Source organism: Fibrobacter sp. UWH4, assembly GCF_900142475.1.
Lineage (GTDB): Bacteria > Fibrobacterota > Fibrobacteria > Fibrobacterales > Fibrobacteraceae > Fibrobacter.
This window is the reverse complement of sequence record NZ_FRAY01000002.1, coordinates 491,840-515,983: the sequence shown is the minus strand read 5'-3', so window position 1 is coordinate 515,983 and position 24,144 is coordinate 491,840. Positions and strand designations below refer to the sequence as shown.

The 24,144-nt window shown below is 53.1% G+C and carries 16 protein-coding genes and 1 pseudogene; 6 read left to right on the top strand and 11 right to left on the bottom strand.

What is annotated here, in order from left to right:
* Position 1: 1 nt before the first annotated feature.
* The 3 genes and pseudogenes from gmd to BUA93_RS04960 form a co-directional block, all read right to left on the bottom strand.
* Positions 2–1,103, bottom strand: a pseudogene (gene gmd, locus BUA93_RS04970) (GDP-mannose 4,6-dehydratase).
* A gap of 72 nt (positions 1,104–1,175) precedes the next feature.
* On the bottom strand, positions 1,176–2,348 hold the full coding sequence (locus BUA93_RS04965; RefSeq protein ID WP_072977930.1) for a GDP-L-fucose synthase family protein: 1,173 nt from the start codon (positions 2,346–2,348) through the stop codon (positions 1,176–1,178).
* 25 nt (positions 2,349–2,373) lie between these two features.
* Positions 2,374–2,931 (bottom strand): glycosyltransferase, encoded by a 558-nt coding sequence (locus BUA93_RS04960; protein ID WP_175547369.1) that lies wholly within the window; start codon positions 2,929–2,931, stop codon positions 2,374–2,376.
* Positions 2,932–3,290: 359 nt separating this feature from the next.
* Between BUA93_RS04960 and BUA93_RS04955 the strand changes: the two genes are divergently transcribed.
* The 3 genes from BUA93_RS04955 (at position 3,291) to BUA93_RS04945 (ending at position 10,192) form a co-directional block, all read left to right on the top strand.
* Positions 3,291–5,612, top strand: coding sequence for an NADP-dependent malic enzyme (locus tag BUA93_RS04955; protein ID WP_072977926.1), 2,322 nt, complete (start codon positions 3,291–3,293; stop codon positions 5,610–5,612).
* A gap of 195 nt (positions 5,613–5,807) precedes the next feature.
* Complete coding sequence (gene sbcD / locus BUA93_RS04950) at positions 5,808–7,067, top strand: exonuclease subunit SbcD (protein WP_072977924.1); 1,260 nt, start codon at positions 5,808–5,810, stop codon at positions 7,065–7,067.
* Between the two features lie 11 nt (positions 7,068–7,078).
* Positions 7,079–10,192: an AAA family ATPase gene (locus tag BUA93_RS04945; protein WP_072977922.1), complete on the top strand. Its 3,114-nt coding sequence runs from the start codon at positions 7,079–7,081 to the stop codon at positions 10,190–10,192.
* A gap of 59 nt (positions 10,193–10,251) precedes the next feature.
* On the opposite strand, the gene gmk is transcribed toward BUA93_RS04945, so the two are convergent.
* From gmk to BUA93_RS04925, 4 genes are all read right to left on the bottom strand, one after another.
* A complete protein-coding gene (gene gmk / locus BUA93_RS04940; RefSeq protein WP_072977921.1) occupies positions 10,252–10,812 on the bottom strand; it encodes a guanylate kinase in 561 nt (186 codons plus the stop codon).
* Positions 10,813–10,955: 143 nt separating this feature from the next.
* Complete coding sequence (locus BUA93_RS04935) at positions 10,956–11,870, bottom strand: glycosyltransferase family 2 protein (RefSeq protein WP_072977919.1); 915 nt, start codon at positions 11,868–11,870, stop codon at positions 10,956–10,958.
* A gap of 7 nt (positions 11,871–11,877) precedes the next feature.
* Positions 11,878–14,445 carry an NPCBM/NEW2 domain-containing protein gene (locus tag BUA93_RS04930; RefSeq protein WP_072977917.1) on the bottom strand — a complete coding sequence of 856 codons (2,568 nt, stop codon included), beginning with the start codon at positions 14,443–14,445 and terminating at the stop codon, positions 11,878–11,880.
* Positions 14,446–14,637: 192 nt separating this feature from the next.
* Positions 14,638–15,711, bottom strand: a complete 1,074-nt coding sequence (locus BUA93_RS04925; RefSeq protein WP_139257781.1) for a prolipoprotein diacylglyceryl transferase — start codon at positions 15,709–15,711, stop codon at positions 14,638–14,640.
* Positions 15,712–15,920: 209 nt separating this feature from the next.
* Between BUA93_RS04925 and BUA93_RS04920 the strand changes: the two genes are divergently transcribed.
* The 3 genes from BUA93_RS04920 to BUA93_RS04910 all read left to right on the top strand — a co-directional run bounded on the left by BUA93_RS04920 (position 15,921) and on the right by BUA93_RS04910 (position 19,704).
* On the top strand, positions 15,921–17,993 hold the full coding sequence (locus BUA93_RS04920; protein WP_072977914.1) for a transketolase family protein: 2,073 nt from the start codon (positions 15,921–15,923) through the stop codon (positions 17,991–17,993).
* A 156-nt stretch (positions 17,994–18,149) separates the two neighbouring features.
* Positions 18,150–18,593, top strand: coding sequence for a transcriptional regulator NrdR (nrdR, locus tag BUA93_RS04915; RefSeq protein ID WP_072977912.1), 444 nt, complete (start codon positions 18,150–18,152; stop codon positions 18,591–18,593).
* A gap of 157 nt (positions 18,594–18,750) precedes the next feature.
* Positions 18,751–19,704: a class I SAM-dependent rRNA methyltransferase gene (locus tag BUA93_RS04910; protein WP_072977911.1), complete on the top strand. Its 954-nt coding sequence runs from the start codon at positions 18,751–18,753 to the stop codon at positions 19,702–19,704.
* A 9-nt stretch (positions 19,705–19,713) separates the two neighbouring features.
* Here the strand turns inward: BUA93_RS04910 and BUA93_RS04905 are convergent, their stop codons facing one another.
* The 4 genes from BUA93_RS04905 to BUA93_RS04890 form a co-directional block, all read right to left on the bottom strand.
* Positions 19,714–20,349, bottom strand: coding sequence for a CatB-related O-acetyltransferase (locus BUA93_RS04905; RefSeq protein ID WP_072977909.1), 636 nt, complete (start codon positions 20,347–20,349; stop codon positions 19,714–19,716).
* Between the two features lie 21 nt (positions 20,350–20,370).
* Positions 20,371–21,354, bottom strand: a complete 984-nt coding sequence (locus BUA93_RS04900; protein ID WP_072977907.1) for a uracil-DNA glycosylase family protein — start codon at positions 21,352–21,354, stop codon at positions 20,371–20,373.
* A complete protein-coding gene (locus tag BUA93_RS04895) occupies positions 21,347–22,663 on the bottom strand; it encodes a bifunctional phosphopantothenoylcysteine decarboxylase/phosphopantothenate synthase (protein ID WP_072977904.1) in 1,317 nt (438 codons plus the stop codon). The genes BUA93_RS04900 and BUA93_RS04895 overlap by 8 nt, the downstream gene beginning before the upstream one ends.
* Positions 22,664–23,028: 365 nt before the next feature.
* On the bottom strand, positions 23,029–24,132 hold the full coding sequence (locus BUA93_RS04890) for an acyltransferase family protein (protein ID WP_175547368.1): 1,104 nt from the start codon (positions 24,130–24,132) through the stop codon (positions 23,029–23,031).
* Positions 24,133–24,144 lie beyond the last annotated feature (12 nt).

The following is a 24,144-nucleotide window of genomic DNA, read 5'->3' as shown; positions in this document are numbered from 1 at the left end:
CTTACTTCACCAGGCCTTTTTCGAGGTATTCGGCGAGGTTCGTGTGTACGCGGCTTGCGGCATCGTCGGCGGCGACCTTGCGCATGTCGTTTTCGACCATGAGCTTCACGAGCTGTTCGAATGTCGTCTTTTGCGGGTTCCAGCCGAGTTCGGCCCTCGCCTTGGTCGGGTCGCCCCAGAGGTTCACCACGTCGGTCGGGCGGTAGAAATCTTCGGACACAGCCACAACGGTCTTGCCCGTAGCAACGTCGATGCCCTTTTCATGGACGCCTTCGCCTTCCCAGCGGAGTTCAATGCCTGCGTGGTGGAACGCGAGCGTCGCAAATTCACGGACGGTGTGGCTGAACGCCGGTCGCGATAACGAAGTCTTCGGGCTTGTCGTGCTGCAAAATGAGCCACATGCATTCCACGTAGTCCTTGGCGTAGCCCCAGTCGCGGAGGCTGTCGAGGTTGCCGAGGAACAGGCAGTCCTGCTTGCCCTGGGCGATACGGGCGGCGGCGAGCGTGATCTTGCGGGTCACGAATGTTTCGCCGCGGCGTTCAGATTCGTGGTTGAAGAGGATGCCGGAGCAGCAGAACATATTGTAGGCTTCGCGGTATTCCTTGACAATCCAGAAGCCGTAAAGCTTGGCGACGGCGTAGGGGCTGTACGGGTGGAACGGGGTATTCTCGTTCTGCGGGACTTCTTCGACCTTGCCGTAGAGTTCACTGGTACTCGCCTGGTAGATGCGGCAAGTCTTTTCCAAATGGTTGGTGCGCACGGCTTCCAGTACGCGGAGCACTCCTGTAGCGTCAACGTCGGCGGTAAATTCCGGGGAGTCAAACGAGACCTGCACGTGGCTCTGGGCTGCAAGGTTATAGATTTCGGTCGGCTGGACCTTGCCCACAACTTTCACGAGGCTCATGGAGTCGCCCATGTCGGCGTAGTGCAAATGGAAGTTCGGCATGCCTTCGAGGTGCGCGATGCGTTCGCGGAAGTCCACCGAGGAGCGGCGGATGATGCCGTGGACTTCGTAGCCCTTAGCGAGGAGGAATTCAGAAAGGTAGGTGCCATCCTGTCCGGTGACGCCCGTGATGAGTGCTACGTTTCGTTTTTCAGTCATAATCTTGTTTTGATCCTTCGACTTCCCCTATCGCGCTTCGCGCTCCAGGGTCCGCTCAGGATGACACCTTTGTTACGCTTTGAGTGAATCCTTGTACCAGTTGAAGAGTTTCTGTACACCTTCGTCGATTTCGACCTTGTGCGTCCAGCCGAGGCTGTGGAGCTTGCTCACGTCGATGAGCTTGCGCGGGGTGCCGTCGGGCTTGCTTGCATCAAACACGACTTCGCCTTCGAAACCGACCGCCTTCACCACAAGTTCGCTGAGTTCGCGGATGGTGAGTTCCTTGCCCGTACCCACATTGATGTGGCAGTTGCGGATTTCGCCAAGCTTGGGAATTGCACCGCCGCGGCCCGCGCTGTGGTTGCGGTCTACAGCGCCGTCTACGCTCGCGCCGTAATGCACGCTGGAATACTTTTCGATGCCGATGATGTCGCTAAAGTTCACGTTCAACAGCACGTGCACCGATGCATCGGCCATGTCTTCGCTCCAAAGGAATTCGCGGAGCGGCTTGCCCGTGCCCCAGAGGGTTACCTTGTTGTTCGCGATGCCGTACTTCGCGAGGACTTTCAAGATTTCATCCTGGGAGGCGTTGCCATTGATGCCTTCGACGGGTCGCTTGTCCATGTCGACCTTAATGCTATTCCAGTCGTTGTCATGGATGAGCTTCGCGAGGTAGATTTTGCGCATCATGGCGGGCATCACATGGCTGTTTTCCAGATGGAAGTTGTCGTTCGGGCCGTAAAGGTTCGTGGGCATCACGGCGAGGTAGTTGGTGCCATATTGCAGGTTGTAGCTTTCACACATCTTGAGGCCCGCAATCTTTGCGATGGCGTATTCCTCGTTGGTGTACTCGAGTTCGCTCGTGAGGAGGGCGTCTTCCTTCATGGGCTGCGGGGCATTTTTCGGATAAATGCACGTCGAGCCGAGGAACAAGAACTTCTTCACATTGTGGGCATAGGCCTCGCTGAACACGTTGCACTGGATTTTCATGTTCATCATCATGAAGTCTGCACGGTAGAGCGAGTTTGCCATGATGCCGCCGACAAATGCCGCCGCAAGCACCACTGCGTCGGGGCGTTCTTCGTCAAAGAACTTCTTGACGGCATACTGGTCGGTTAAATCGAGTTCCTTGTGGGTGCGGCCAACAAGGTTGTTGTATCCGCGGGACTTGAGATTATTCCAAATGGCAGACCCCACCAAGCCGTGGTGGCCTGCAACGTAAATCTTTGAATTCTTGTCTAGCATATCAAATCAGTGGGTGAATTCTATATTAGTGAGCTAATTGCGTATACTCTGGTAACTTAGATGTGGCGGCAACCATCCTTCTTTTTTTGAACAAGACGGAAGAAAATGCCATCGGTATTTTTTTCTTGGCGAACTTGTAGATTTCCTCAGGTGTTTCTGGGAATGTGCGGTAATCTGTCACTTTGTCTATAGATTCCGAGAACTCGTTTATGTTGGTTCCGACGATGTCGGCCTTGTTTGCCAGCAGGGCTTCAAACTCTTCTTCTATCCGGGTCGGTACAGAATATCCGTTTGCATCTATGTAGGCGACAAATCCGTTTGAACAGGCCTCTATGCCCTTTCGAACTGTCGCGCCCAGTCCCGTACGAGACGGCAAAGACTGTATTACGAAAAGCTCAGGATTTTCTTCTTTGTACCGATTGATTGTCGCGGCCAATTCATCTGTTAATGAGCCGTTCTGGACCACAATGATTTCAGACGGTTTTACCGTTTGATGGAGCGTGCTGTCTATGGCGGTAGACAACCATTGCGGTTTATTGGTTGCACAAACACCGAGCAGAGCGCTGTATGCTGGATAACTCAATACGATTGTCCCTCAATAGACCTGTTGTGGCTCGAAATACCACGCAGTTCGCCGTGAACTGCGGTCGACAATAAAACAAAAAATGCGACCTTTCTTTTCGACATTTGTACTTGCAAAACCTAAAAGTATGAAAAATATAATAAATATCAAAGCGGATGACAAGCCCCTTGTAAAAAGACCCCACTTTTATCAAATCTCAAACTTCTTGAAATAACCGTCGTAGAGCGCCCTGAATTAGACTTGTCTAATAATAATGTAAGGGTTTTAAAATCTTTACAATGCCCCTTGTTTTTACTATATTCGCGCGCGAAAATTGAACTTCCGCGCTTTTTTGATGGTGGCGGAAATAAGGAGAAAAAATGAGCAAGGATTTAAAAGAAAAAGCTCTCGAATACCATTCCATGGGCAAGCCCGGCAAGATTGAAATCGTGCCGACCAAGCCGCACAGCACCCAGACCGACTTGGGCCTTGCGTACACTCCGGGTGTAGCTGTTCCTTGCTTGGAAATCGAAAAGGATAACAACCTCGCTTACGAATACACGGGCAAGGGTAATTTGGTTGCCGTGATTTCTAACGGAACCGCTGTCCTTGGCCTCGGCGACATTGGCGCTCTCGCCGGTAAGCCGGTGATGGAAGGCAAGGCTCTCCTCTTCAAGATTTATGCCGGTATCGATGTGTTCGACATCGAAATCAACGAAAAGGACCCGAAGAAGTTTATCGAAATTGTGAAGGGGATTGCCCCGACGTTCGGCGGTATCAACCTCGAAGACATCAAGGCTCCGGAATGCTTCGAAATCGAAGACACCTTGAAGGCTGAACTTGACATCCCCGTGATGCACGATGACCAGCATGGTACGGCCATCATTTCTTCTGCAGGCCTCTTGAACGCTATTGAAGTGGCGGGCAAGAGCATTCGCAACGTGAAGATGGTGGTGAACGGTGCGGGTGCAGCCGCTTGCGCCTGCACGCGACTCTACTTGTCGCTCGGTCTCAAGAAAGAGAACCTGGTGATGTGCGACAGTAAGGGCGTCATCCGCAAGGACCGCAAGGGCCTAACCGAAGCGAAGGCTTTCTTTGCGACCGACCGCACCGATATCGAAACGCTCGAAGACGCCATGAAGGGCGCAGATGTGTTCGTCGGCCTCTCCAAGGCTAACGTCCTGACTCGCGAAATGGTCCGCAGCATGGCCGACCAGCCGATCGTTTTCGCTCTCGCCAACCCGAACCCCGAAATCAGCTACGAAGAAGCCATGGCAAGTCGTGGCGACCTGATTTTTGCGACGGGCCGCAGCGACTACCCGAACCAGGTGAACAACGTGATCGGTTTCCCGTACATTTTCCGCGGAGCCCTCGACGTTCGCGCTACCTGCATCAACGAACACATGAAACACGCCGCCGTGCGCGCCATTGCAGCCCTTGCCCATAAGCCGGTTCCGGATGTGGTGAACATTGCCTACAACGCCCAGCGCTTTACCTTCGGTAAGGAATACCTGATTCCAAAGCCCTTGGATCCGCGCCTACTCACCGATGTGTCTATCGCTGTTGCCAAGGCCGCTATCGAAAGTGGTGTAGCCCGCAAGCCGATTACCGATTGGGACGCTTATTATGACCGTCTGCGTGACATGATGGGTTACGACAACAAGCTTATCCGTCAGTTCAGCGATACCGCCCGCAGCAATCCCAAGCGCGTGGTGTTTGCCGAAAGCAACCTCAATATGCTCAAGGCCGCTGTTCAGGCCAAGGTCGAAGGCGTTGCACACCCGATTCTGCTCGGCAACCCCGAACGCATCCAGATTATCGCTCAGCGCGAGCAACTGGACCTCACGGGCATCCAGATTGTGAACCCGCGTTCTCCGGAAGAATTTGAACGCCGCCGCAAGTATGCCGAAATCTACGCCGAAGAAAACGGCCGTAACGGCGTGACGCTCGACGAAGCCCGCGACGACATGTTCGAACCCAACCACTTCGGTATGATGATGGTGAAGGTCGGCGACGCTGACGCCCTGATTTCTGGTGGCTACTCCAAGTATAGCGAAACGATTGAACTTGCCAAGGAAATCATCGGTATCCGCGAAGAATACAAGCACTTCGGCGCTATGCACATTTTGAGCACCCGCAAGGGAACGTTCTTCTTGGCCGATACGCTGGTGAACCGCGACCCCGATGCAGAAACGCTCGTGGATATCGTCAAGCTCACTCACGACGCCGTGCGTTTCTTCGCTCACGAACCGGTGATGGCCATGCTCAGCTACGCAAACTTCGGCAGCGGCAAGGGTGCTCCGCGCGGAACGTCCAACACCGCCCGCGAAGCCGTGCGCATGATTCACGAACAGTTCCCGGATTACATGATCGATGGCGAAATGCAGGTGAACGTGGCGCTCGACAAGGACCTGCGCGACACCAAGTACCCCTTCAACAAGATCAAGGGCCAGACGGTCAATACGCTCATCTTCCCGTGCCTCTCTTCTGCAAATACCACTTGCAAGATGCTCCTCGAAATGGGCGTGGGCGAATCCATCGGTCCTGTGCAGATGGGCCTGAACAAGCCGGTTCACTTTACCGATACCGACGCCTCGGTGCACGATATCTTCAACCTGACGGTTGCCGCCGTGATCGACGCGATTGTTCAGGAAAAGAAGGACGAAGAAAAGAGCCGCAAGAAATACGACAAGATGTGGTAATGGCTTTATAATGGTGCGGTTGTCCTGCACTAAGGCCTTATACTCTTAATTAGAATCGCCTCGGTCAATCCGGGGCGATTTTCTGTGTTATAGAGGTGAAAAAAAATTCTTTTTTTCATTTGACATTTATTGTCTAGAAAGCGATAGTATATTTGGTAAGTGAAAAATCGCCGTGGACAACGGCAAAGGAAAAAGATGAAGTTCATCCACACCGCCGACTGGCATTTGGGTAATTCGATGCATGACATCGATCGTAGGGAAGAAGCCAAACAATTCTTGGGCTGGCTCCGGGAACGCATCGTTGAATTCGGGGCGGAATGCCTCGTGGTGGCGGGGGATATCTTCGATACGGTGAATCCTCCGGTGGAAGCGCGCCGGATGTATTTCCGTTTTCTGGCGTCGTTGTTGGATACCTGCTGCAAGAACATCGTGCTGGTGGGCGGTAACCATGATTCGGGAACGTTGCTGGATGCGCCGCGCGATCTACTGGATGCCTTGAATATCCAGATGGTCGGTTCCATGGGGGATCGTTCCGTTGAAGACCTGGTCAAGGAATTGACGGATGGTCGTGGTGAGGTGATTGGAATCAGTGCCGCTGTGCCGTATGTGCGTGAGGCGGACTTGCGCCCTTATCTGACAGAAGGTGCCGAAAATTTTGCCGACAGTACTTACAGGGGCTTGTATGGGGCTGTTTATGAGGCGGCGGAAAAGCTGCGTGCTGGCCGTGAAATTCCGATCGTCGCAACGGGACACTTGTATGCGGCCAAACTGGAAGGTCGCCCCGATAACGATGATGGTCGCGATATGAAGAATCACGGTGTGCGAGATATCGTGGGAAACCTGGGAACGGTGCCGGTAGGCGTATTCCCCGAGGGGCTTGACTATGTTGCCCTTGGTCATATCCATTACACGACCATGGTGGCGAAGAATCCCAAGGTGCGCTATTCGGGATCTCCGTTCGTATTGGGGTTCGATGAAGCGAAAATGCCGCATTATATCTTGACGGTTGATTTGGCGCAGGGGCAGAATCCTGTTGTGGAAAAGGTGGAGGCTCCGCGTTATTTTGAATTCCGCCGTTTGACTGGGGCTACTGCCGAAATCCGTCGTCAGTTGGTGGCGTTGAGGTCTGAAGCTTTGACAAAACCGGTAAAGTTGGAAATCGTTTATGATTATGATCCGCGGGTAAATGTCCAGGCGGAACTGGAAGATGTCCTTGAAGGTGAAAATTACGAGGTCGTCAGCTGGAAGTCGAATCGCAGGGATTCCTTGAATGCCGCGGACTTTACGGACGAATCGTCTGACGGAATCGAGATCCCTGACGAAAGGGGTGTTTTCAAGTTGCTGCTGATGAAACAGGCTGGCTTGACTGAAGCCGATGAGCAGGTAGAGGCGCAGTATGCCGAATACTTGCCGTTTTTTGAGCAGGTGTTGGAAGAAGTGGAACGCGAAGGCTAAGGGGGCAAGTAATGAAGATTTTGAAAGTTGAATTCGAGAATATCAACTGCATTGCAGGCAAGTGGGAAATCGACTTTACGGATCCTACCTATAAGCAGGCAGGAAACCGTTTTGTCATCAGTGGGCTGACGGGCTCCGGGAAGACGTCCATTCTGGATGCCATTACGCTTGCTCTTTATGGCCGCACGCCCCGTCAGGAAAAAATTTATGGAGCCGAAGGCAACGGAGTGATGACCGCCGACAAGGGCAACTGCTATGCCCAGGTGACGTACCAGTGCAAAAAGGGAATTTTTGTTTCCCGGTGGTCGCAGCGTAAAGGACGCGACCGTGCCGATGGACAGTTGCAGCCGGCCGAAGGGTTGATTTACGGTGTTGAACAGCCGGAATCTCCTTTGTTTAGTCATACGACGGGGGCCCGCGAAGAACTGGCCCAGGCGAATGCGGCAATTATTCAGTTGGACTATTCCGAATTTTGTCGTTCCATTATGCTGGCGCAAGGTGAATTCAGCAAGTTCCTGACTTGCGATGAAGAGGAACGCGCCGAAATTCTTGAGAAATTGAACGGTATGGAAAACTACCGCCGCATTGCGCAGAAGGTCGCGGAACACTGGTCCGTGAGCAAGCGCGCCAAGGAGCAGGCGGAATCGAATTTTGGAACGCTGGCGGAATCCATTCCGAATGCCGAAGAAATTGCGCAGCAACAGAACAAGCTTGCCGAATTCAAGGCGCGCGAAGAATCAATTGGGCAGGAACAGGCGAAGGTTGCATCTCTGCTGGTTTGGCATAAGAATTTGGACGAAAAACAGGGCAAGCTGCAGAGTGCCGAAAAGGCTTTAAATCTGGCGAATGAGTCCAAGGAAAAGTTTGCCGAAAACGAACTGCGCCTGCAACAGGCCGAAAATGCGAAGGGTTGCGATTCCCTTTATCAGAATTTCGATCGGTTGCGTAAAGAGGAAAACGTTACTCAAGGCAGCTTGACAAAGATGCAGGGGGAATTGGATTCTGCGGAATCATCATTGAAGATGCTTGATGAAACCAAGAAAAATGCGGAAAAGTCTAAGAATGATGCCAATGATTTCGTTCAGTCGCATCGGGAACTTTGGAACAATGTGCGTGCTCTTGACGTCAAGATTGCGGGAACCGTGGCGAACCTGAGTACGGAAGAAAAACGTTGCAAGGATGCCGATAAAATCCTGAAAAATTTGCTGGATGAACAGGCTGGAATGCTCCTGAACCTGCAAACATTGGAAGCTCAAGAAAAAGACCTGCAGAAAAAGGTGTCTGATTCCAGTAGCGACGAGGCACTTAAGGATGTGTTGCCGAAGGGCGAATTGCAGGTTGCGGAACTGGCGCGCGTGCGGAAGGATTATTCCGATGCTCAGGTTTTGAAAAACAAGGCGACGCAGCTTGCTGCGGAAACGCAGGTGAAGTTGGATGTGGCTTTGAATCGCCGCGAAACCTTGAATGCCGAGCTGCAGGAGCTTTTCCGCAACGATGTCCTAGTGCTTGCAAACATTATCCAGAAACACCTGGAAGAGGGGGCTCCCTGCCCTGTGTGCGGCTCTAAGGAACATCCTGCTTGCAACGGGAACGTCGCAGAACAGGCCTCTTCTGCGGAGGACGAATCCCGTGCGGTTGACGCTGCGTCTAAGGTACGTGCATTGAATGCGAAAATTCAGACTGCCGATGGCGAAATCCAGAATATGCAGAGCGCGAAGGCTCAGGCAGAGTCCGATGAAAGAAGCTATGCAGAATCCTTGGAAAAGTTGACGGAAAGGGCACAAGGCATTATTGATGGCTTGACGGAACTGTGCAAGCCGTGGATTGAATTCGACAGCAAGAATGCCGGAACGCAAATGGATTCGCTTAAGGCGCGCTATGAGGCTTTCTGCAAATCGAAGGAAACTTTGGAACAGGTTTCTGGCAATTTGAAAATCGTTAGGAACAACTACGAAAACAGCGCAGAAGGGATTGGTCGCGCAAAGAATCAACTGGAGCAGGAACAGAGATCCCTTGCGGAAATCCAGAATGTATTGCAGAAACTTCAGGCTGAACGTCGCGAAATGTTCGGCGAGCAGAATGTCCAAGAAGTTGTCGAAAAGGCCGAGGCCGATTTAAAAACGGCAACGGATCGCTTTGCCGTTGCGGACAAGAATTTCCGCTTGGCCGAAGATAAACGCAATGGTCTCTTGACCCGTTTGACGACCATGAAGGAAAACTTGCAGAAGGTCTCACTGGAGTTGGAACAAGCTTCTGCCAAGTTTACGGAAGCGCTTGCCTCAAAGGGCTTTGCTGGTGAAGACGAGTTCTTGAAGGTGCTGCTTCCGGACGGAGAATTCGATGCGTTGACTCGCCGCCGCTCCGAAATCAACGAGGCTTTGGTTGCGTGTAGGCAGTCCTTGCGCGATGCAACGGAAGCTTTGGAAAAGGTTAAAGCTGAAAATCAGGATTCGACTCCGGTCGAAGAACTTGAATCGAAAAAAGCTGCCGTCGATGCCGAACTGAAGAAAATGCAACAGGATGTCGGCGCGATTCAAGAAGCGATTCGCAACTATAATGAACGGCAAAAGCAGCTTGAAAAGCTAAAGGCTGAACTGGATTCCAAGCAGGCGGAATTTAACCGCTGGAATACGATGCGAAGCTGGTTCGGCAGGGCTGACGGTAGCGACTTTGTCACGTTTGTGCAAGGGCTTACCTTCCGGTCGCTGTTGAAATTGGCAAACAAGCAGTTGCTGCGGATGAAAGACCGTTATCAGCTGGTCATGTCGGGAGACCTGGGCTTCCGCGTCAAGGATGACTTTTTCGGGGAACCGCGCCGAACGAGCAACCTCTCTGGCGGCGAAAAGTTCCTGGTAAGTCTTGCCTTCGCCTTGGGCATCGCGGAATATGCTAGCCGCAATGTCCGTGTAGACTCCCTCTTTATGGACGAGGGCTTCGGTACATTGGATGCGGATACGCTGGAATGCGTGCTGGATTGCCTGCGTGCGCAGGAACGTTCGGGCAAGATGCTCGGAATCATCACGCACGTGGAATCCGTTGTCGAAAGCATTACGCAGAGAATCGAACTGACTCCGGTTTCTCAGGGCCACAGCGTTATCAAGGGCCCGGGCGTTCGTCAGCTTTAGCTACTGCTGGACGGCTCCGTTGCCGGTCCTGAATGGCTCGGGCGTGAGCCGGGGCCTGCCTAGACCTTCTTCAGGATCGAGCGGAGTTCGTCGGCGGCTCGCTGCAAATCGTCGTTGATGATGACGTATTCGTACTTGCCTTTCGTCTTGGCGAATTCCATTTCCTTCTTCGCGTTCTTGAGGCGGAGCTGGATGACTTCTTCGGAGTCGGTTCCGCGGCCACGCAGGCGCTTTTCGAGTTCTTCTTCGCTCGGCGGCAGAATCAGGATGCCGGTAGCGTCGGGGTAGACCTTGTCGAAGTTCACCTTGCCGAAAACGTCAAGGTCGAACAGGACGCGGTTCCCTTCGGCGAGAGTCTTCTCGACAAAGCTCTTGGGCGTTCCGTAGTAGTTACCGTGGACTTCGTTCCATTCGATAAGGCCGTCTTCTTTGATCAGCTTTTCGAATTCTTCCTTGGTCTTGAAGAAGTAATGGACTCCGTCAACTTCACCTTCGCGCGGGGCGCGTGTGGTAGCCGAAATGGAATACTTGATGTCCGGAAAATCCTTGATGACCAGGTCCTTGAGGGTGGTCTTTCCTGCGCCACTCGCGGCGCTCATTACAAAAAGTTTATTCTTCATATCGTAGCTTTGAGTTCGCTCGCGTGGCTCGCTTTGAGGTTTGAGTTCGCTCACGTTCGTTCGCTCTGAGGTTTAAGTTAGGCGGCCATGCCGCATTTATTATTGCTCAAAGGGCCTTTGGACCCGTGCTCGTTGTTCACTGCTCATTCCTTCTTATCTTCAATGTATAGCGGGCGCTGCTTGACTTCGTCGTAGATGCGTCCGATGTACTCGCCAAGGATGCCGATCGAAATGAGCTGCACTCCCGCGAAGAACACGATGGCGGTCATGAGCGATGCCCAGCCGGGAACCGTTGTCGCGGGAGAAAGAATCTTTTCGAGGATGGACCAGACGAATACGCCGAAACCCACGATGGCGGCGAAAAGTCCCAGGTAGAAACTGAGCTTGAGCGGTGCGGAACTGAATCCGGTGATTCCGTCGAAGGCGAGGCGTACCATTTTCTTGAGCGGGTACTTGGAAGTGCCCGCGGTGCGTTCGGCACGGTCGTACTTGACGCCGATTTTCTTGAAGCCGACCCAGCAGACGAGCCCGCGCAGGAATCGGCTGCGTTCCGGCAGGTTCTTGAGCTGGTTTACCACGCAGCGGTCCATGAGGCGGAAGTCGCCGGTATCGGGCGGAATGTCGATGTTCGTGAGTTTGCCGATCAGGCGGTAGAAGGCGAATGCGGTGAAGCGCTTGAAAATGGTTTCGCCTTTGCGCTTGTTTCTCTGTGCGTAAACCACCTGGTAGCCTTCGCGCCATTTTTCGAGCATTTCGTGAATCAGACTCGGTGGGTCCTGAAGGTCCCCGTCGATAATGACGACGGCATCGCCGATACAATGGTCGAGGCCTGCGCTGAATGCCGCCTGGTGCCCGAAGTTACGGCTGAAGTTGATAATCTTGTTGTTCGGGTTGCTCGGCAGTAGGCTTCCGACAATTTCTCGGGTGCGGTCCTTGGAACCGTCGTTCACAAAAATCAGCTCGTGCTCGATATCCTTGAGTTCCTCTTCAAGGACGCGGTATGTTTCCGCGACGATTTCTTCTTCGTTATAGACAGGAATGATGACTGACAGGAGCATGGTTCGCCTACGGGATAAGTGCCGGGTTGATGAAATCGACATGGTCGCAGTCGATGTTCTTGAGCGGGAGCGCCTTGAGGGTGAGAACCTTTACGTTTTCGATGTTCACATCGAGAATCTTCAGCTTTCCATAGGAAAAACTCCCGCTATCGAAAATCACATTGCCGTCGGCGAGAACTTGTAGCTGCACTCCGTCGCTGCAAAGGGATTCTTCGTCGAGACCGTAGGCCATCTTGAAGGTCTTGTACTTTCCTTCGATATTGAAGACCGTTTCGGAGGCGGCGTGCGTGCCGAAACCTTCGTTGTAGAACTTATTGTCTACCTTGAAATCGTGACCCTCGATGCTTTCGTTCTTATGGAGCGTTCCCCAGCCCTGCTTGTGACTTGCATAGGGAATTTCGGTGAGCTTGACGGCTCCCGTTTTGCTGTAGAAATAGAACTTCTGGATGACGGCGATAATTTTACCGTTCTTCGGATTCTGGACAACGAATTCCAGCTGGTTGTAGCCTGGGTGGAGTTGTTCTTCCTTGACATTCCCGCTGAAGTTTCCTTTGGTGTACGGTGCGCGAGAAACGATGTCCCCGTTCACTTGCACGGTATAAATCCACTGGCTAGTAGCGGTCGCCTTTTCGTTGAGGCTGAAGCTGTACTGAAGCGCGGAGGCGGCCGGAAGCGAATCCGTGGCGGCATTCTGTATGAGCTCGGGCTCGTTCACGGTAATGATGTTTTTCGGATTGAAATCCTTGCGTCCGTTGAACTTGGCGATTTGCACCCAGTAGTTGTTGGTAATAAGGATATTCTTGACTCCTTCAAGATCCATGTCGCGTTCGAAAATGTCGCAAGTGGTCGCGATGCGGTGTTCCACCGCCTTCTTGTGGTAAGTGTGGCTGTCCCAGCAGTCAAGCCCGCGGATGTAGTAGACTTCGCCCTGGTACTTGTTGACGAGGTTCTTGAGTTCTTCGGAACTCATTTGCCGTGCGCGGTCATAGTGGATAGAAGATATTCCGTAACCGATGAAATGCCAGGGGCGACCGTAAATAAAGAATCGGTCCTTTTGAGGCTGTTCCGCGAGCCATCCGAGAATCTCGTGTTCCTCGATGGTGAGGTGGTTGCGGTTGTACATGATGTTCTTGTTGAAGTCTTCCTTGTAGTGGAATGTCCAGGCGGTAAAGAGGGTTGCGGCCACGAGGGTCACCAACAGGGCAGTCACTGCGTTTTGCTTGGAATCCTTTCCGCTCATCGAGGCGATGGTCTGCTGGACAAGGTGTGCTACGGGGAGGGCTCCTACAAATGCCATGGACGGAAGCATCACCAGGCTGTAGCGCTGATTAATCTGGATGCTGAAATCGCCCGAGACATTTTCAAGAATCATGTAGGTCTGTATGTGGTACAGGAGCAGGAATGCGAGAATTTTCAGGTAGAAGTAGTCTTTTTTCCTTGCACCGAGAATGGCTCGTGCAAGCAGGTAAATGGCGCCTGCGACAAAGAGGTAGTTGAAGTAGGAGAGGAAGGGGTTTTCGAGTTCGCCGTTCTTGTTGAGCGGCTTGGTCATTTCGGTCCAGTTGCGTGAAAGGTCTTCAAGGAAGTGGCCGTGCGCTTCGAATTCTCCTCCCTGGAAACCGAATCCCTGGAAATAGCTGATGGTCAGGAGTGCGGGAACCGAGAACAGCGAAAGCGTCACAAAGAACGTGGGGGCCTTGGCGCCCTTGCTGTCAAGAATCTTGGGGAGAGCGAACAAGATAAAGGCGAGCAGGCAGAAGGCTGTTTCTTGGCGGGTCTGTGCGAAGAATGCCAACGAAAGTGCGAGAAGAGCCCAGTGCCTGACGGTGTTGCGGTCGTAAGCCCACTTGAAAATGAGGAGCGAAAGTGCGGAAAGGAAAATGTAGAGGGGTTCCACCGACATGGCGCGGAACTGGAAAAGTACCGTGGGTTGTAATGCCGTGAGGAGGGCGGCGAAGAAGGCGAGCAGGGGCTGTCTTGTCCAGGCGGCAATGGCCAGGAACATCAGGAGTACTGTAAGCGGGAGCATCAGGAGCTCCATGTGGAAAATCCAGTGCAGGTCGTTACCTAGAAGCGGCATGCCGAGCAGGTACAGAAAAGCGAGTCCCTTGGTCTTGAAACTATTGGAAGTCGCGACGCATTTCAAGTTGCCGTTTTCAAAATACCCTTGGTTGCAGGTGCCCGATTCCTGATTGTAATACATGTTCTGGGCGACCGACATGAATACGCTTTCGTCGCTTTGCACGCGATGGCGGGCCTCGATCTGGGTGGCCGCAAAAATGGTGATGACTGCCGTGAAGGCAAGCATCAGGATCGAGATTTTCTTTTCGGGGAGAATTCCCTTGATCCATTCCCTAAAGTCCTTGTTCAGGGTGGCGAACAGGACGATTCCCGCAATGAACTGCACGATGAACAAGGGGAGCGGCAAATAAAGGTCGAGCGTGCGGATGGTATCTTTGTGGCCGACGTTCGGACCGAGGTAAATGAGGAAGGGAATCGCGAGGGAAATAACGAGGCCGACGATTGTGCCCGGGTGCGCGAGATTTTTCAAAAGACCGAGAATATAGGGTTTCATAGGTTAAATATAAATAAAGCAGCAGGAGCCTGCTGCTATTTAATCTTAGAACTTAGAATTTAGAGCTTAGAACTTAGAACAGACGCGCTGTGTCATTCTGGAGCGTGTCATCCTCGAAGCGTAGCGGAGGGGAGACGGAATCCAGCACTGGATGGATTCCCTCCCTTCGGTCGAGAATGACGATTCTGCCTGTTATTTCTTCTTCTTTGTAGACTTCTTGCTTGCTTTTTTTGTTGACTTCTTTGAAGATTTCTTTGAAGCCTTTTTCGTTGATTTTTTAGAGGATTTCTTTGTAGTCTTTGTGGCGGCGGGCTTCGGCTCTTCTACCGGTGCGGGGACTGCTTCTGGTTCGGGCTCCGGTTCGGTAACGGTTTCGGGCGCCGGTTCCGAAGCGCTCTCTGCGGTTTCTGTTGCTGCGGAATCAGCTTCGATTTCGGGGCTTTCTTCAACGGTTTCTGTCGTTGCGGTGTCGCTAGTGCTTTCGGCGGGAACCGCGGCTTCCGCAGGTTCGCTCGGCGTTTCGCTGGTTGCCGTGGAATCCTTTTCGGAGGCTTGTTCCGGTTCTGCGTACGGGTTGGTGTAAGATTCGTAGCTATCGGAGGATTCGGGTTCCGCTGAGTCGCTGCTTTCAAGAATGTTTGCGTTAGTTTGTTCTGAATTTTCGGCGGGCTTTGCGGAATCGTCTCCGCTGAGGTTGATGCCGACGGAAAGCTGGATGCCTACGCGTCCCGAGGAAACGCGGTATTCGGTTTCGTTGCTTTTAAAGGATTTCTTGAGGGAAGAATAGTCGTAGACGACTTCAAGGCCGATGTTGTAGGGGAAAACAACTCCCGCACCACCTTCGACCATATAGTTGAGCGGGCGTTCCCACCAGTTTCCGTTACCGGTGAGGGGGGCGAGCGTGCCGAATCGTGCGACGGCGTAGGGCTGGAACATGGCCTGCTTGTTGAAAAGTCCAAAAGAGGCGCTCAGCCAGACGGGAATGGTGGCCGGCGCGGCGGTTACGTCGCCTTTTTTCTGGGCGCTTTTATAGGCAAGACCGATGCCGTAACGGACATAGTCCGTGTTCGCCAAAAGTTCTGTACCGATTTCGAAGACGAGGTCTGCGTCGACTTTCATGTCGTCTTTTTTGCCGTGGTTTTCCCATGCGATTTTGTCTTTACCGGGAATCTGGATTTGGGCGAGGGGTCTAACTTCGAGGGCGTTTGCCGTACTGAGCATCCCTGCAACTAAAAAAGCGATAGTGGAGAACGATCTTTTGGACATAATTTTTCCTTGCGGCTAAAAATAGATAATTTTTTGTATGATTTTCATAAGTAACACTTATTTTGCATTTACCCCTTTTTTTGATTTTTTGAGCTTTTTTATGGCATTTTGTGCCTTTAAACCTTGAGATGGCATTGTAAAAAAACTAAATTTGCGTCGCTATTTTAGGGGCGGCTCATCGCCCTGTAATATAAAGAGAGGTTAAAAAAGTGCAAGACGCGTTGGTTACAAAAGCGGCTGACAACATTCGAATCCTTTCCGCTGCCATGGTGCAGAAGGCAAAGTCCGGTCACCCGGGTGGAGCCATGGGCGCAGCAGACGCCATTACGCTCCTGTATTCGGAATTTCTCCGTTTTGACCCCGAAAACCCCTATTGGGAAGCCCGCGACCGCTTCTTTATGGATCCGGGCCACATGTCCGCGCTCCTGTACGGCGAACTTGCCATGCTCGGCAACCTCTCGATGGATGACCTCAAGAATTTCCGCCAGCTTGGCTCCCGCACGCCGGGCCACCCCGAAGTCGAAGTCGCCCTCGGCATCGAAAACTCCTCGGGTCCGCTCGGTATCGGTCATGCCGTAGCCCTCGGTAATGCGATTGCCGAACGCTTCATGGTCGAACGCTTTGGCGACATCTTGCAGCACAAGGTCGTATGCCTCGTGTCTGACGGTGGCCTTGAAGAAGAAATCGCTTACGGCGTGGGCCGCATTGCCGGTCACCTCAAGCTTTCGAACCTCATTTTCTTCTACGATGCCAACCAGGTGCAGCTCTCTTGCAAGGTTGAAGACGTGATGAGCCACGACTTCAAGAAGCAGTACGAAGCATGGGGCTTCCGCGTGATTGACGTGGCAGACGGTCACAACATTGCAGAACTCCGCAAGGCTTTCAAGGCCGCTTGGGCCGAAACTGAAAAGCCGACCATCATCATCGGTCACACCACCATGGCCAAGGGCGCCATTGCCGAAGACGGCAAGTCCTTCGAAGGTGCCGTTTCTACTCACGGTCAGCCGCTCAATGCAGCAGGCGCTTCTACCGACGCAACGGTGAAGAACCTCGGCGGTGATCCGGCCGATGCATTCAAGATTTTTGACGACGTGAAGGCTGGCTTCGAAGCCCGCAAGGAAGAGCTCCGCAAGCAGGTTGCCGAATGGAAGAAGGCCAAGGCCGCTTGGGATGCCAAGAATCCCGAAAAGGCCGCCACCCTCAAGGAATGGCTCTCGGGCAAGGCTCCGAAGATCGACCTTTCCAAGCTCGAACTCAAGGAAGGTGTCGCTACCCGCGTGACTTCCGGTACCGTGCTCGGCTACCTCGCCGAAAACGTGAAGAACTGCATTTGCAGCTCCGCAGACCTTTCCAACTCCGACAACACTCAGGCCTTCCTCAACAAGACCGGCATCTTCCGCGCAGGCGACTTCAAGGGCGCCTTCGTTCAGGTGGGCGTTGCCGAACTGACTATGGGCGCCATCTGCTGCGGTATCGCATTGCACGGCGGCCTCTATCCGATTTGTGCCACGTTCTTCGTGTTCAGCGATTTCATGAAACCGGCAATTCGCATGGCTGCCCTCATGAAGCTCCCGGTCAAGTTCATGTACACGCATGACAGCTTCCGCGTGGGCGAAGACGGCCCGACGCACCAGCCGATCGAACACGAAACCCAGATCCGTTTGCTCGAAGGCCTCAAGCGCGAAGACGGCAAATCCGAAATGTTGGTACTCCGCCCGGCCGATGCCTTCGAAACCGTGACCGCCTGGGAAATGGCTTTTGAAAACAACGATCGCCCGACAGCGATTATCCTTACCCGCCAGAACGTGAAGACTCTCCCCGGTGACAAGCGCTACGAAGCTTCCAAGGCTTGCCGCAAGGGCGCCTACATCGTGAGCGACAATTGCGGTTCCGCACGCCCGGACCTGACCTTCGTGTCTAACGGTTCCGACGTGCTCCTGACTCACGACGCCGCCGAAATCCTCCGCGGCGAAGGCCTCAAGGTCCGCGTGGTCTCGATGATCAGCCCGGCCCTCTTTATGGCTCAGGACAAGGCTTACCGCGATTCCATCATCGTTCCTTGGACTCCGGTGTTCGCAAAGTCCAGCGGCCTTCCGCTTCTGTTCGCCCAGGTCGTGGGTGGCTTCGGCAAGGTCTCCGGTCTCGAACGCTTTGGCGCCTCTGCTCCGGCAGCAGTGCTCGAAAAGGAATTCGGTTACACTCCGGAAGCCGTCGTGGCCGCCGCGAAGGAATACCTCGCTGAATTCAAGGCAAACGTCGAGGAATTTAAGAAGAACAACTAGCGATGAGGTCGCCTTGCTTTGCAAGGCTTTGAGCTCTGAGGTCGGTGCTACGCACTTTTGAGGTTCTGCTAGAATAATTAAATTTCTACTAAAACCTCAAACCTCAAAGGGAGCCGAAGGCGACCGCGCTCAAATCTCAGACCTACAATAAGTGATATGATTTGCCCGTTCTGCAAGAAAGATAACGACAAGGTGGTGGATAGTCGCGTGAGCGGTTCCTCCATTCGACGCCGTCGTGAATGCTGCGAATGCGGCAAGCGCTTTACCACTCGCGAATACATCGAAGTCCAGCCGCTGACCGTAATCAAGCGCAGCGGCGAACATGAACCGTTCCAGCGTGAAAAGCTGCTGCGCGGTATCATGAACTCCTGCAAGAAACGTCCGGTTTCTGTTGCTGACATAGAACAGCTCGCGACCAACGTGGAAAACGCCTTGACCGTGACTGAAAACTTCGAAGTCAGCTACGAGCAGATTGGCAACCTGGTGATGCAGGAACTCAAGAAACTCGATGCCGTCGCTTACGTGCGCTTTGCCTCGATTTACCGCGAATTCAAGGAAGTTGGCGAGTTCGTGGACCAGATCAAGAGCATGGACAAGTAGCGCTGCGCGCCTAAGAGTTTTGAGCGCGTTCGTAAACTCACTTTGAGGTCGGTGCTACGCACCTTTGAGGATTCAGCTAGGAACAAAAATTTATCTTTCTACTAAAGCCTCTTTCCTCATAGGGAGCTTAAGGCGACCGAGCTCATACCTCATTCCCATGAAAGATTTAATCAATAACTTAGATGCTGCTTATAAAAGACGTGCTCCTTTGCTAGGGGTTACCGAGGCTTTCCGCATTGTGAACGGGGCGCCGGACGGTTTCCCCGGCATGACGCTCGACAAGTTCGGTGACCGTTACCAGATTCAGTTTTTCGGTGATGAACTGCTCCGCGAAAAAAATGCTGTCGTTGCCGCCGTCGCAGAAAAGTTCGCGCCGGTTTGCCTCGTTATAAAGGAACGCCTTTCCCGTTCGGGCAAGTCGCTGGAGAACCCGCCGATGGAAGTGGCGGTGGGGCGCGCGGAAGATTCTGTAGGTGTAGTCCGCGAAGGTTCTGCGAAATTTCACATCGATTTGCTCGACACGGTGAATCCGGGCCTGTTCTTGGATATGCGCCATATTCGCCTGGAGATGGGCGAGCGTGCGGCCGACCGCCGCATGCTGAATCTGTTCAGCTACACTTGTGCCTTCTCGGTGCACGGCCGCTTAGGTGGCGCCGAGATTTCGACGAATGCCGACATCAGCGCGAAGATTCTGGACAAGGGCCGCGAAAACTATGCGCTCAACGGACTCGAACCCAAGCAGGGCGAATTCTTCAGGGGTAACGCTGTCGAGTACGTTCACTGGGCGCAAAAGAAGGACCTCAAGTTCGATGCCATCGTGCTCGACCCGCCGAGCTTTGCTCGCTTCAAGGGCAAGAACTTCAACGTGCGTGAACACCTGATGCCGCTTGTGGCCGACTGCGCCACGCTTCTGAACAAGGGCGGCCTCTTTATGGTGAGCTCCAATTACAGCGAATTTAATTTGTCTAAATTCTCGCGCGATGCGCTCGCTGCGGTGGCGTCTGTTCACTCGAGCGCCAAGACGCTTTGGAACAAGTCGCAGGATATTGACTTTGTGGGCTCTGGCCACACTAAAGACAGCTGCCTTGTGGCAACGCTCATTGAAGTGTAGCTGTTTGAATTAATCTTTCATTAGCCGGTGGATTTCGGCTTTGACTTTATCAAGATCGCTGCTTGTAAGAATCGGAATCAACTCGTTGATTTCTTCGATGGGCTTGTCCCACCATTTGAATTTTAACAGGAGTTCCGTCAGGTCTTTGTCGAAGCGGTAGCGGGTGACTTCGGCGGGATTTCCGACTACAATCGAGTAGGGTTCCACGTTGCTGCCGACGACACTGTTCGCGCCGATGATGGCGCCGTCGCCGATATGCACTCCCGGCAAGATGGTCGCGTTCTGGCCAATCCACACATCGTTTCCGATGACGGTGTCGCCCTTGAACGGCATGTCGCTTGCGGCGGGCGGTTTCATGTCCCAGCCCTCAAGCGTGTAGAACGGGAATGTGGAAACCGCATTCATCTGGTGGTTCGCCCCGTTCATTACAAATTCTACGCCCGCGGCAATCTGGCAGAACTTTCCGATAATCAGCTTGTCGTCGATAAAATCGTAATGGTGCGTCACATGGCTTTCGAATTCCGAGTCCGCGATATAGGTGAAGTCGCCGACAATAATGTTCGGGTTCTTGATGGTGGGCTTGACGTAGATTTCCTTGTCGTAGCCCGCAATAGGATGCACCGTGTTCGGATTCGGAGCGCTCATGCGATTCTGCCTCGTCGAAAATTACTTTGCAGCTATGGTGAAAAGCCCACTGCGCGGGATGTGAACCTTCCAGGTGAGCAATTTCATTTGCTTGTCGTTCACCATAAGGTAAGGGTCCACGAGGGCAACGCTCTTGGTGCCGGCGAAGTCCATGGCGGTGCCGGCGTTGTCGTCGAAATTCTTGCCCTTGCCGAACACTTGATAGAATAGCGGCTGCCCGAAGGTTACCATGATTTCGGGCTGAATGAAGTCCAGTTCCTTGGCGAGCATCTTGCGGAGCGCGGCTTCGAGAAGCGGCGCGAGCGGGCGTTCGGTGGACTTGAAGAAATAGGTGATGCCGATGTCGTTCTGATTGATGGAGAGGCTTGCGAAAAGGCGCGAAAGCATCTGTCCGACAGCGGTCCCGAAGAAGGCGTCGGTGCTGCCCGCCGTATTGAAGGGGGAAGCGGCTGTGCCAGCATCGGACAATTTTGCGGCGGGGAGCAGGAATAGCACTTTCGGTTTCGCAGGGCCTGTGTAGCGGGCGAGCGAAGCTTCCTTGGCGTACATGGCCTCGCCCTTGATGGCGTCGTAGAAGGCGTCAAGGGTTTCGGCGGATTCAAAGGCGTGTGTGCCGCGTTTGACGGTGCGGGGCGTCGGCATGTTGGCGGCGGGAATCGCGGTCGCCTTGGGGTCGACGGCGCCGAAAAGCGAAGGGGCAAATCCGGTGGTATCCGGAATCGGAGCTTGCGGAATATCGGCGGGTGCGTTGGAGGCGCCGGGTGCCGTGCTGTTCGGAAATTGTGGCGGCAGGTTGCGCGGCACCGGGCGGGCTGCGGCCGGAGTCGGCGGAACAGGACGTGGTGCAGCTGGCGCCGCTGGGCGTGCGGCAGGCGCGGGCGCTCCAGGTACGGCAGGCTTGCGCGTGAGTGTCCACGGTTCGTCGAGCAGCAGTTCCGCTTCGCCCAGGTCGATTTGTCCTGAAAGGTAGTTGCGCAGTTCGCTAAAGTCAAATTCGTCAGCCATTCAGGCGCTCCAGGCAAAAGTTCAAAATCGTCTCGGCCAAATCGATCTTCTCGCCCATGGCGAGCGGTGGAACGGGCTTGCCCGTTTCCACCAGGGCGAAGCGTACGCAGTCGCGGCCAAAGCCGGAATCGGCTGCCACGGGCGCATTTAACAGAAGTGCGTCGGCGCCGCTCTTTTCAAGTTTTTCGGCGGCGTGTTCTTCGAAGTGATCGGTCTCAAGTGCGAATCCGACAATCACCTGCTTATGAGCGGCGGTTCCCGATGTGGAATCGGTGCGAGCCCTGCGGGCGGCAGTGCAGTCGCGTAGAATATTCGGATTCGGTACAAGTTCAATCGAGAGCTGGCTGCGGCTATTCTTGATTTTCTCGTCGGCGGCGTGGGCGGGGCGGTAGTCCGCTACCGCCGCGCAATGCACGACGGCGTCCGCAGAATCTAACCGCTCCATCACGGCGTCGTGCATGTCCCGGGCGCTTTGCACGCGGGTCACTTTCACTCCGCCCGGGAACGCCGCCTCCATCGGACCTGCAACCACTTCGACGTTAAAGCCGTTGGCGTAGAACACCGAGGCGAGTGCGACGGCGGTCTTTCCACTGCTGCGGTTGCTGATGTAACGCACCGGGTCAATGGCCTCTTCGGTGCGGCCTGCTGTCAACAGCACCTTCTTGCCGTAGCCGGGAAGTGTAGAATCCTTCGTCGGGTCGATGTCTTTTGCAACGGGGATTGCCGGCGGTTCAATTCGGAATTCAGAATTCGGAGTTCGGAATTTAACGTCGCTGGCCTCTAAATAATCTACAATTCCTGCCGGTTCCATCAGGCGACCTTGTCCGACTTCACCGCAGGCGAGTTCCCCTGCAGGCGATTCCAGCACGGTCGTGTTCTCAAATCCGCGCAAAATCTCGAGGTTGCGTTTAACCGCCGGAGAATTGTACATGGCCACATTCATCGCCGGAGCAATCACGCGTGGGCACGTGCAGCTCATAAAGCAAAGGCTCACCGGATCGTCGGCGATGCCGCAGGCGAATTTACCGATGATGTTCGCGGTCGCGGGCACCACCAAAAAGAGATCTGCCCAACGAGGAAAATCAATATGCTGGAAAGGGCGCGCTTCGACGGCGCCGTTCTTTAGATACACGGGACACTTGCTAAGGCTTGCAAATGTCAGCGGTGCCACGAATTCTGTCGCCGCATCGGTCATGCACACGCGTACTTCTGCGCCCTTCTTTTGCAACAGGCGCAACAGCTCGCAGCTCTTGTACACGGCAATGCCGCCCGAGACTCCGAGCAAAATTTTCTTTCCAGCGAGATTCATACATCGAAAAATAGAAAAATGTACCGGAGCTTGTCTTTCAAGCGTTCCGAATGTCGCTATCTTCCCAAATCAATGAAAAAAATGGTTTTTGGGGTGCCCGAAAAGTCCGTTTTGGGAAATGTGTACCTATAAAACAGATGAATTGTCCTATTTATAGGTATCAAATTCAATAAAAGTCTCTTTTTTCATGATGCTGATACCTATAAGATTTCTGTATTAGCACTTTTATAGGTCAAATTTTATGAAAAATCCAGAAATCTTTTCTGTTTTGCAGAATAATTTGTTTGTAATTTGCTGAATTGTACCTATAAAACACTTTTTTTTACTCGGTTTATAGGTACACCCCTATAATTATAGGTGCTTTTTTATCGTTTTTGCACGAGTTTATCGCTGACCAGCTTCAATATCCAAGCGACAAGCACGATGATAACAAGCGTGCAGGCGAGCAATGCCAAGACATTCCATTGCGTAAAGCTCCAATGCATTTTCTCAAAGATCTTGACAAAGGCGCCTTGTACCCAAACGATTCCTACGTGCTGCACCAGGAATACGCAGTAAGAAAGGGTGGCGAGCTTTTGAATGGGGACGCTTGCCGCCTTGAAACGGAGCAACTGCGGAGCCAAGTAGAATAGGATGGCGAAAAGGGCGAATGAGGCGAACGTGCCGATAGCATCGGTATTTAGTCGTCCAGGAATATCTACGAATGTGAGTACTGCAAATGCGACCCCTGCGACAGCGGCCACGCGCCAGTCCTTGAGCCTCTCCAAATTCTCGATCAACGCAAATCCGATGACGAACTTGAACATCAGTGTCGCAGGAAGGGCGCTCATGATGCCGTCATGTTCCGCCGGTAGTAAAAATTGCGATGCGTAAAGTCCCGCTAGAACAATGAGCGTTACCACCGGAAAATTCCTGTAACATTTGGCGAGCAATGGGTATAGCAGATAAAGTAATACGATGGCGCCGACAAACCAGTCCCCGCAAAAAGCGTAAGTGCTGATCCCGAACAGCTTCACATAACCATCAAATCCGATGACGGTTAGCGACAGCTTGAAGGGACTGCCCATGAAAAACGGGTTGCCGTCCGCAAGCAGATGCCGAATCATCGAAAGGGGAATGTAAAGACTGAGAATCCAAAACGGCGGGTAAATAGCTTTCGCCCGTTTTACATAAAACGTTTTAATTTGCTCGAATTTGCTCTTTTTTTTCTGTGCGTCATTTGTTATGCCCGGTTGAGTCGGGCATCTCTCTTCACAGCCGATAACTCCGTATCTTTTATAGAGCAGCCCTCCCGAAAGGGCAATGAAAATCGTAACGGCGATATTGCCGAAATCGTAATTCGACGTGGTGCAGAATAAATTAATGAACGGGAGCCCGGCTGCCGCGTATTCGCATCCGAAATGGTACGTGATGACAAAGAACATCGCAAGTACGCGCAAGACATCGAGTTCCTGAATCCTTTTTTGCATAATGATAAAATA

What these genes read in the sequence shown, in the direction of transcription:
- BUA93_RS04890 (WP_175547368.1), bottom strand. Translation starts at nt 24,132, where the DNA reads ATGCAAAAAAGGATTCAGGAACTCGATGTCTTGCGCGTACTTGCGATG.
- BUA93_RS04945 (WP_072977922.1), top strand. Translation starts at nt 7,079, where the DNA reads ATGAAGATTTTGAAAGTTGAATTCGAGAATATCAACTGCATTGCAGGC.
- BUA93_RS04895 (WP_072977904.1), bottom strand. Translation starts at nt 22,663, where the DNA reads ATGAATCTCGCTGGAAAGAAAATTTTGCTCGGAGTCTCGGGCGGCATT.
- BUA93_RS04935 (WP_072977919.1), bottom strand. Translation starts at nt 11,870, where the DNA reads ATGCTCCTGTCAGTCATCATTCCTGTCTATAACGAAGAAGAAATCGTC.
- BUA93_RS04910 (WP_072977911.1), top strand. Translation starts at nt 18,751, where the DNA reads ATGAAAGATTTAATCAATAACTTAGATGCTGCTTATAAAAGACGTGCT.
- BUA93_RS04905 (WP_072977909.1), bottom strand. Translation starts at nt 20,349, where the DNA reads ATGAGCGCTCCGAATCCGAACACGGTGCATCCTATTGCGGGCTACGAC.
- BUA93_RS04900 (WP_072977907.1), bottom strand. Translation starts at nt 21,354, where the DNA reads ATGGCTGACGAATTTGACTTTAGCGAACTGCGCAACTACCTTTCAGGA.
- BUA93_RS04965 (WP_072977930.1), bottom strand. Translation starts at nt 2,348, where the DNA reads ATGCTAGACAAGAATTCAAAGATTTACGTTGCAGGCCACCACGGCTTG.
- sbcD (WP_072977924.1), top strand. Translation starts at nt 5,808, where the DNA reads ATGAAGTTCATCCACACCGCCGACTGGCATTTGGGTAATTCGATGCAT.
- nrdR (WP_072977912.1), top strand. Translation starts at nt 18,150, where the DNA reads ATGATTTGCCCGTTCTGCAAGAAAGATAACGACAAGGTGGTGGATAGT.
- BUA93_RS04925 (WP_139257781.1), bottom strand. Translation starts at nt 15,711, where the DNA reads ATGTCCAAAAGATCGTTCTCCACTATCGCTTTTTTAGTTGCAGGGATG.
- BUA93_RS04930 (WP_072977917.1), bottom strand. Translation starts at nt 14,445, where the DNA reads ATGAAACCCTATATTCTCGGTCTTTTGAAAAATCTCGCGCACCCGGGC.
- gmk (WP_072977921.1), bottom strand. Translation starts at nt 10,812, where the DNA reads ATGAAGAATAAACTTTTTGTAATGAGCGCCGCGAGTGGCGCAGGAAAG.
- BUA93_RS04955 (WP_072977926.1), top strand. Translation starts at nt 3,291, where the DNA reads ATGAGCAAGGATTTAAAAGAAAAAGCTCTCGAATACCATTCCATGGGC.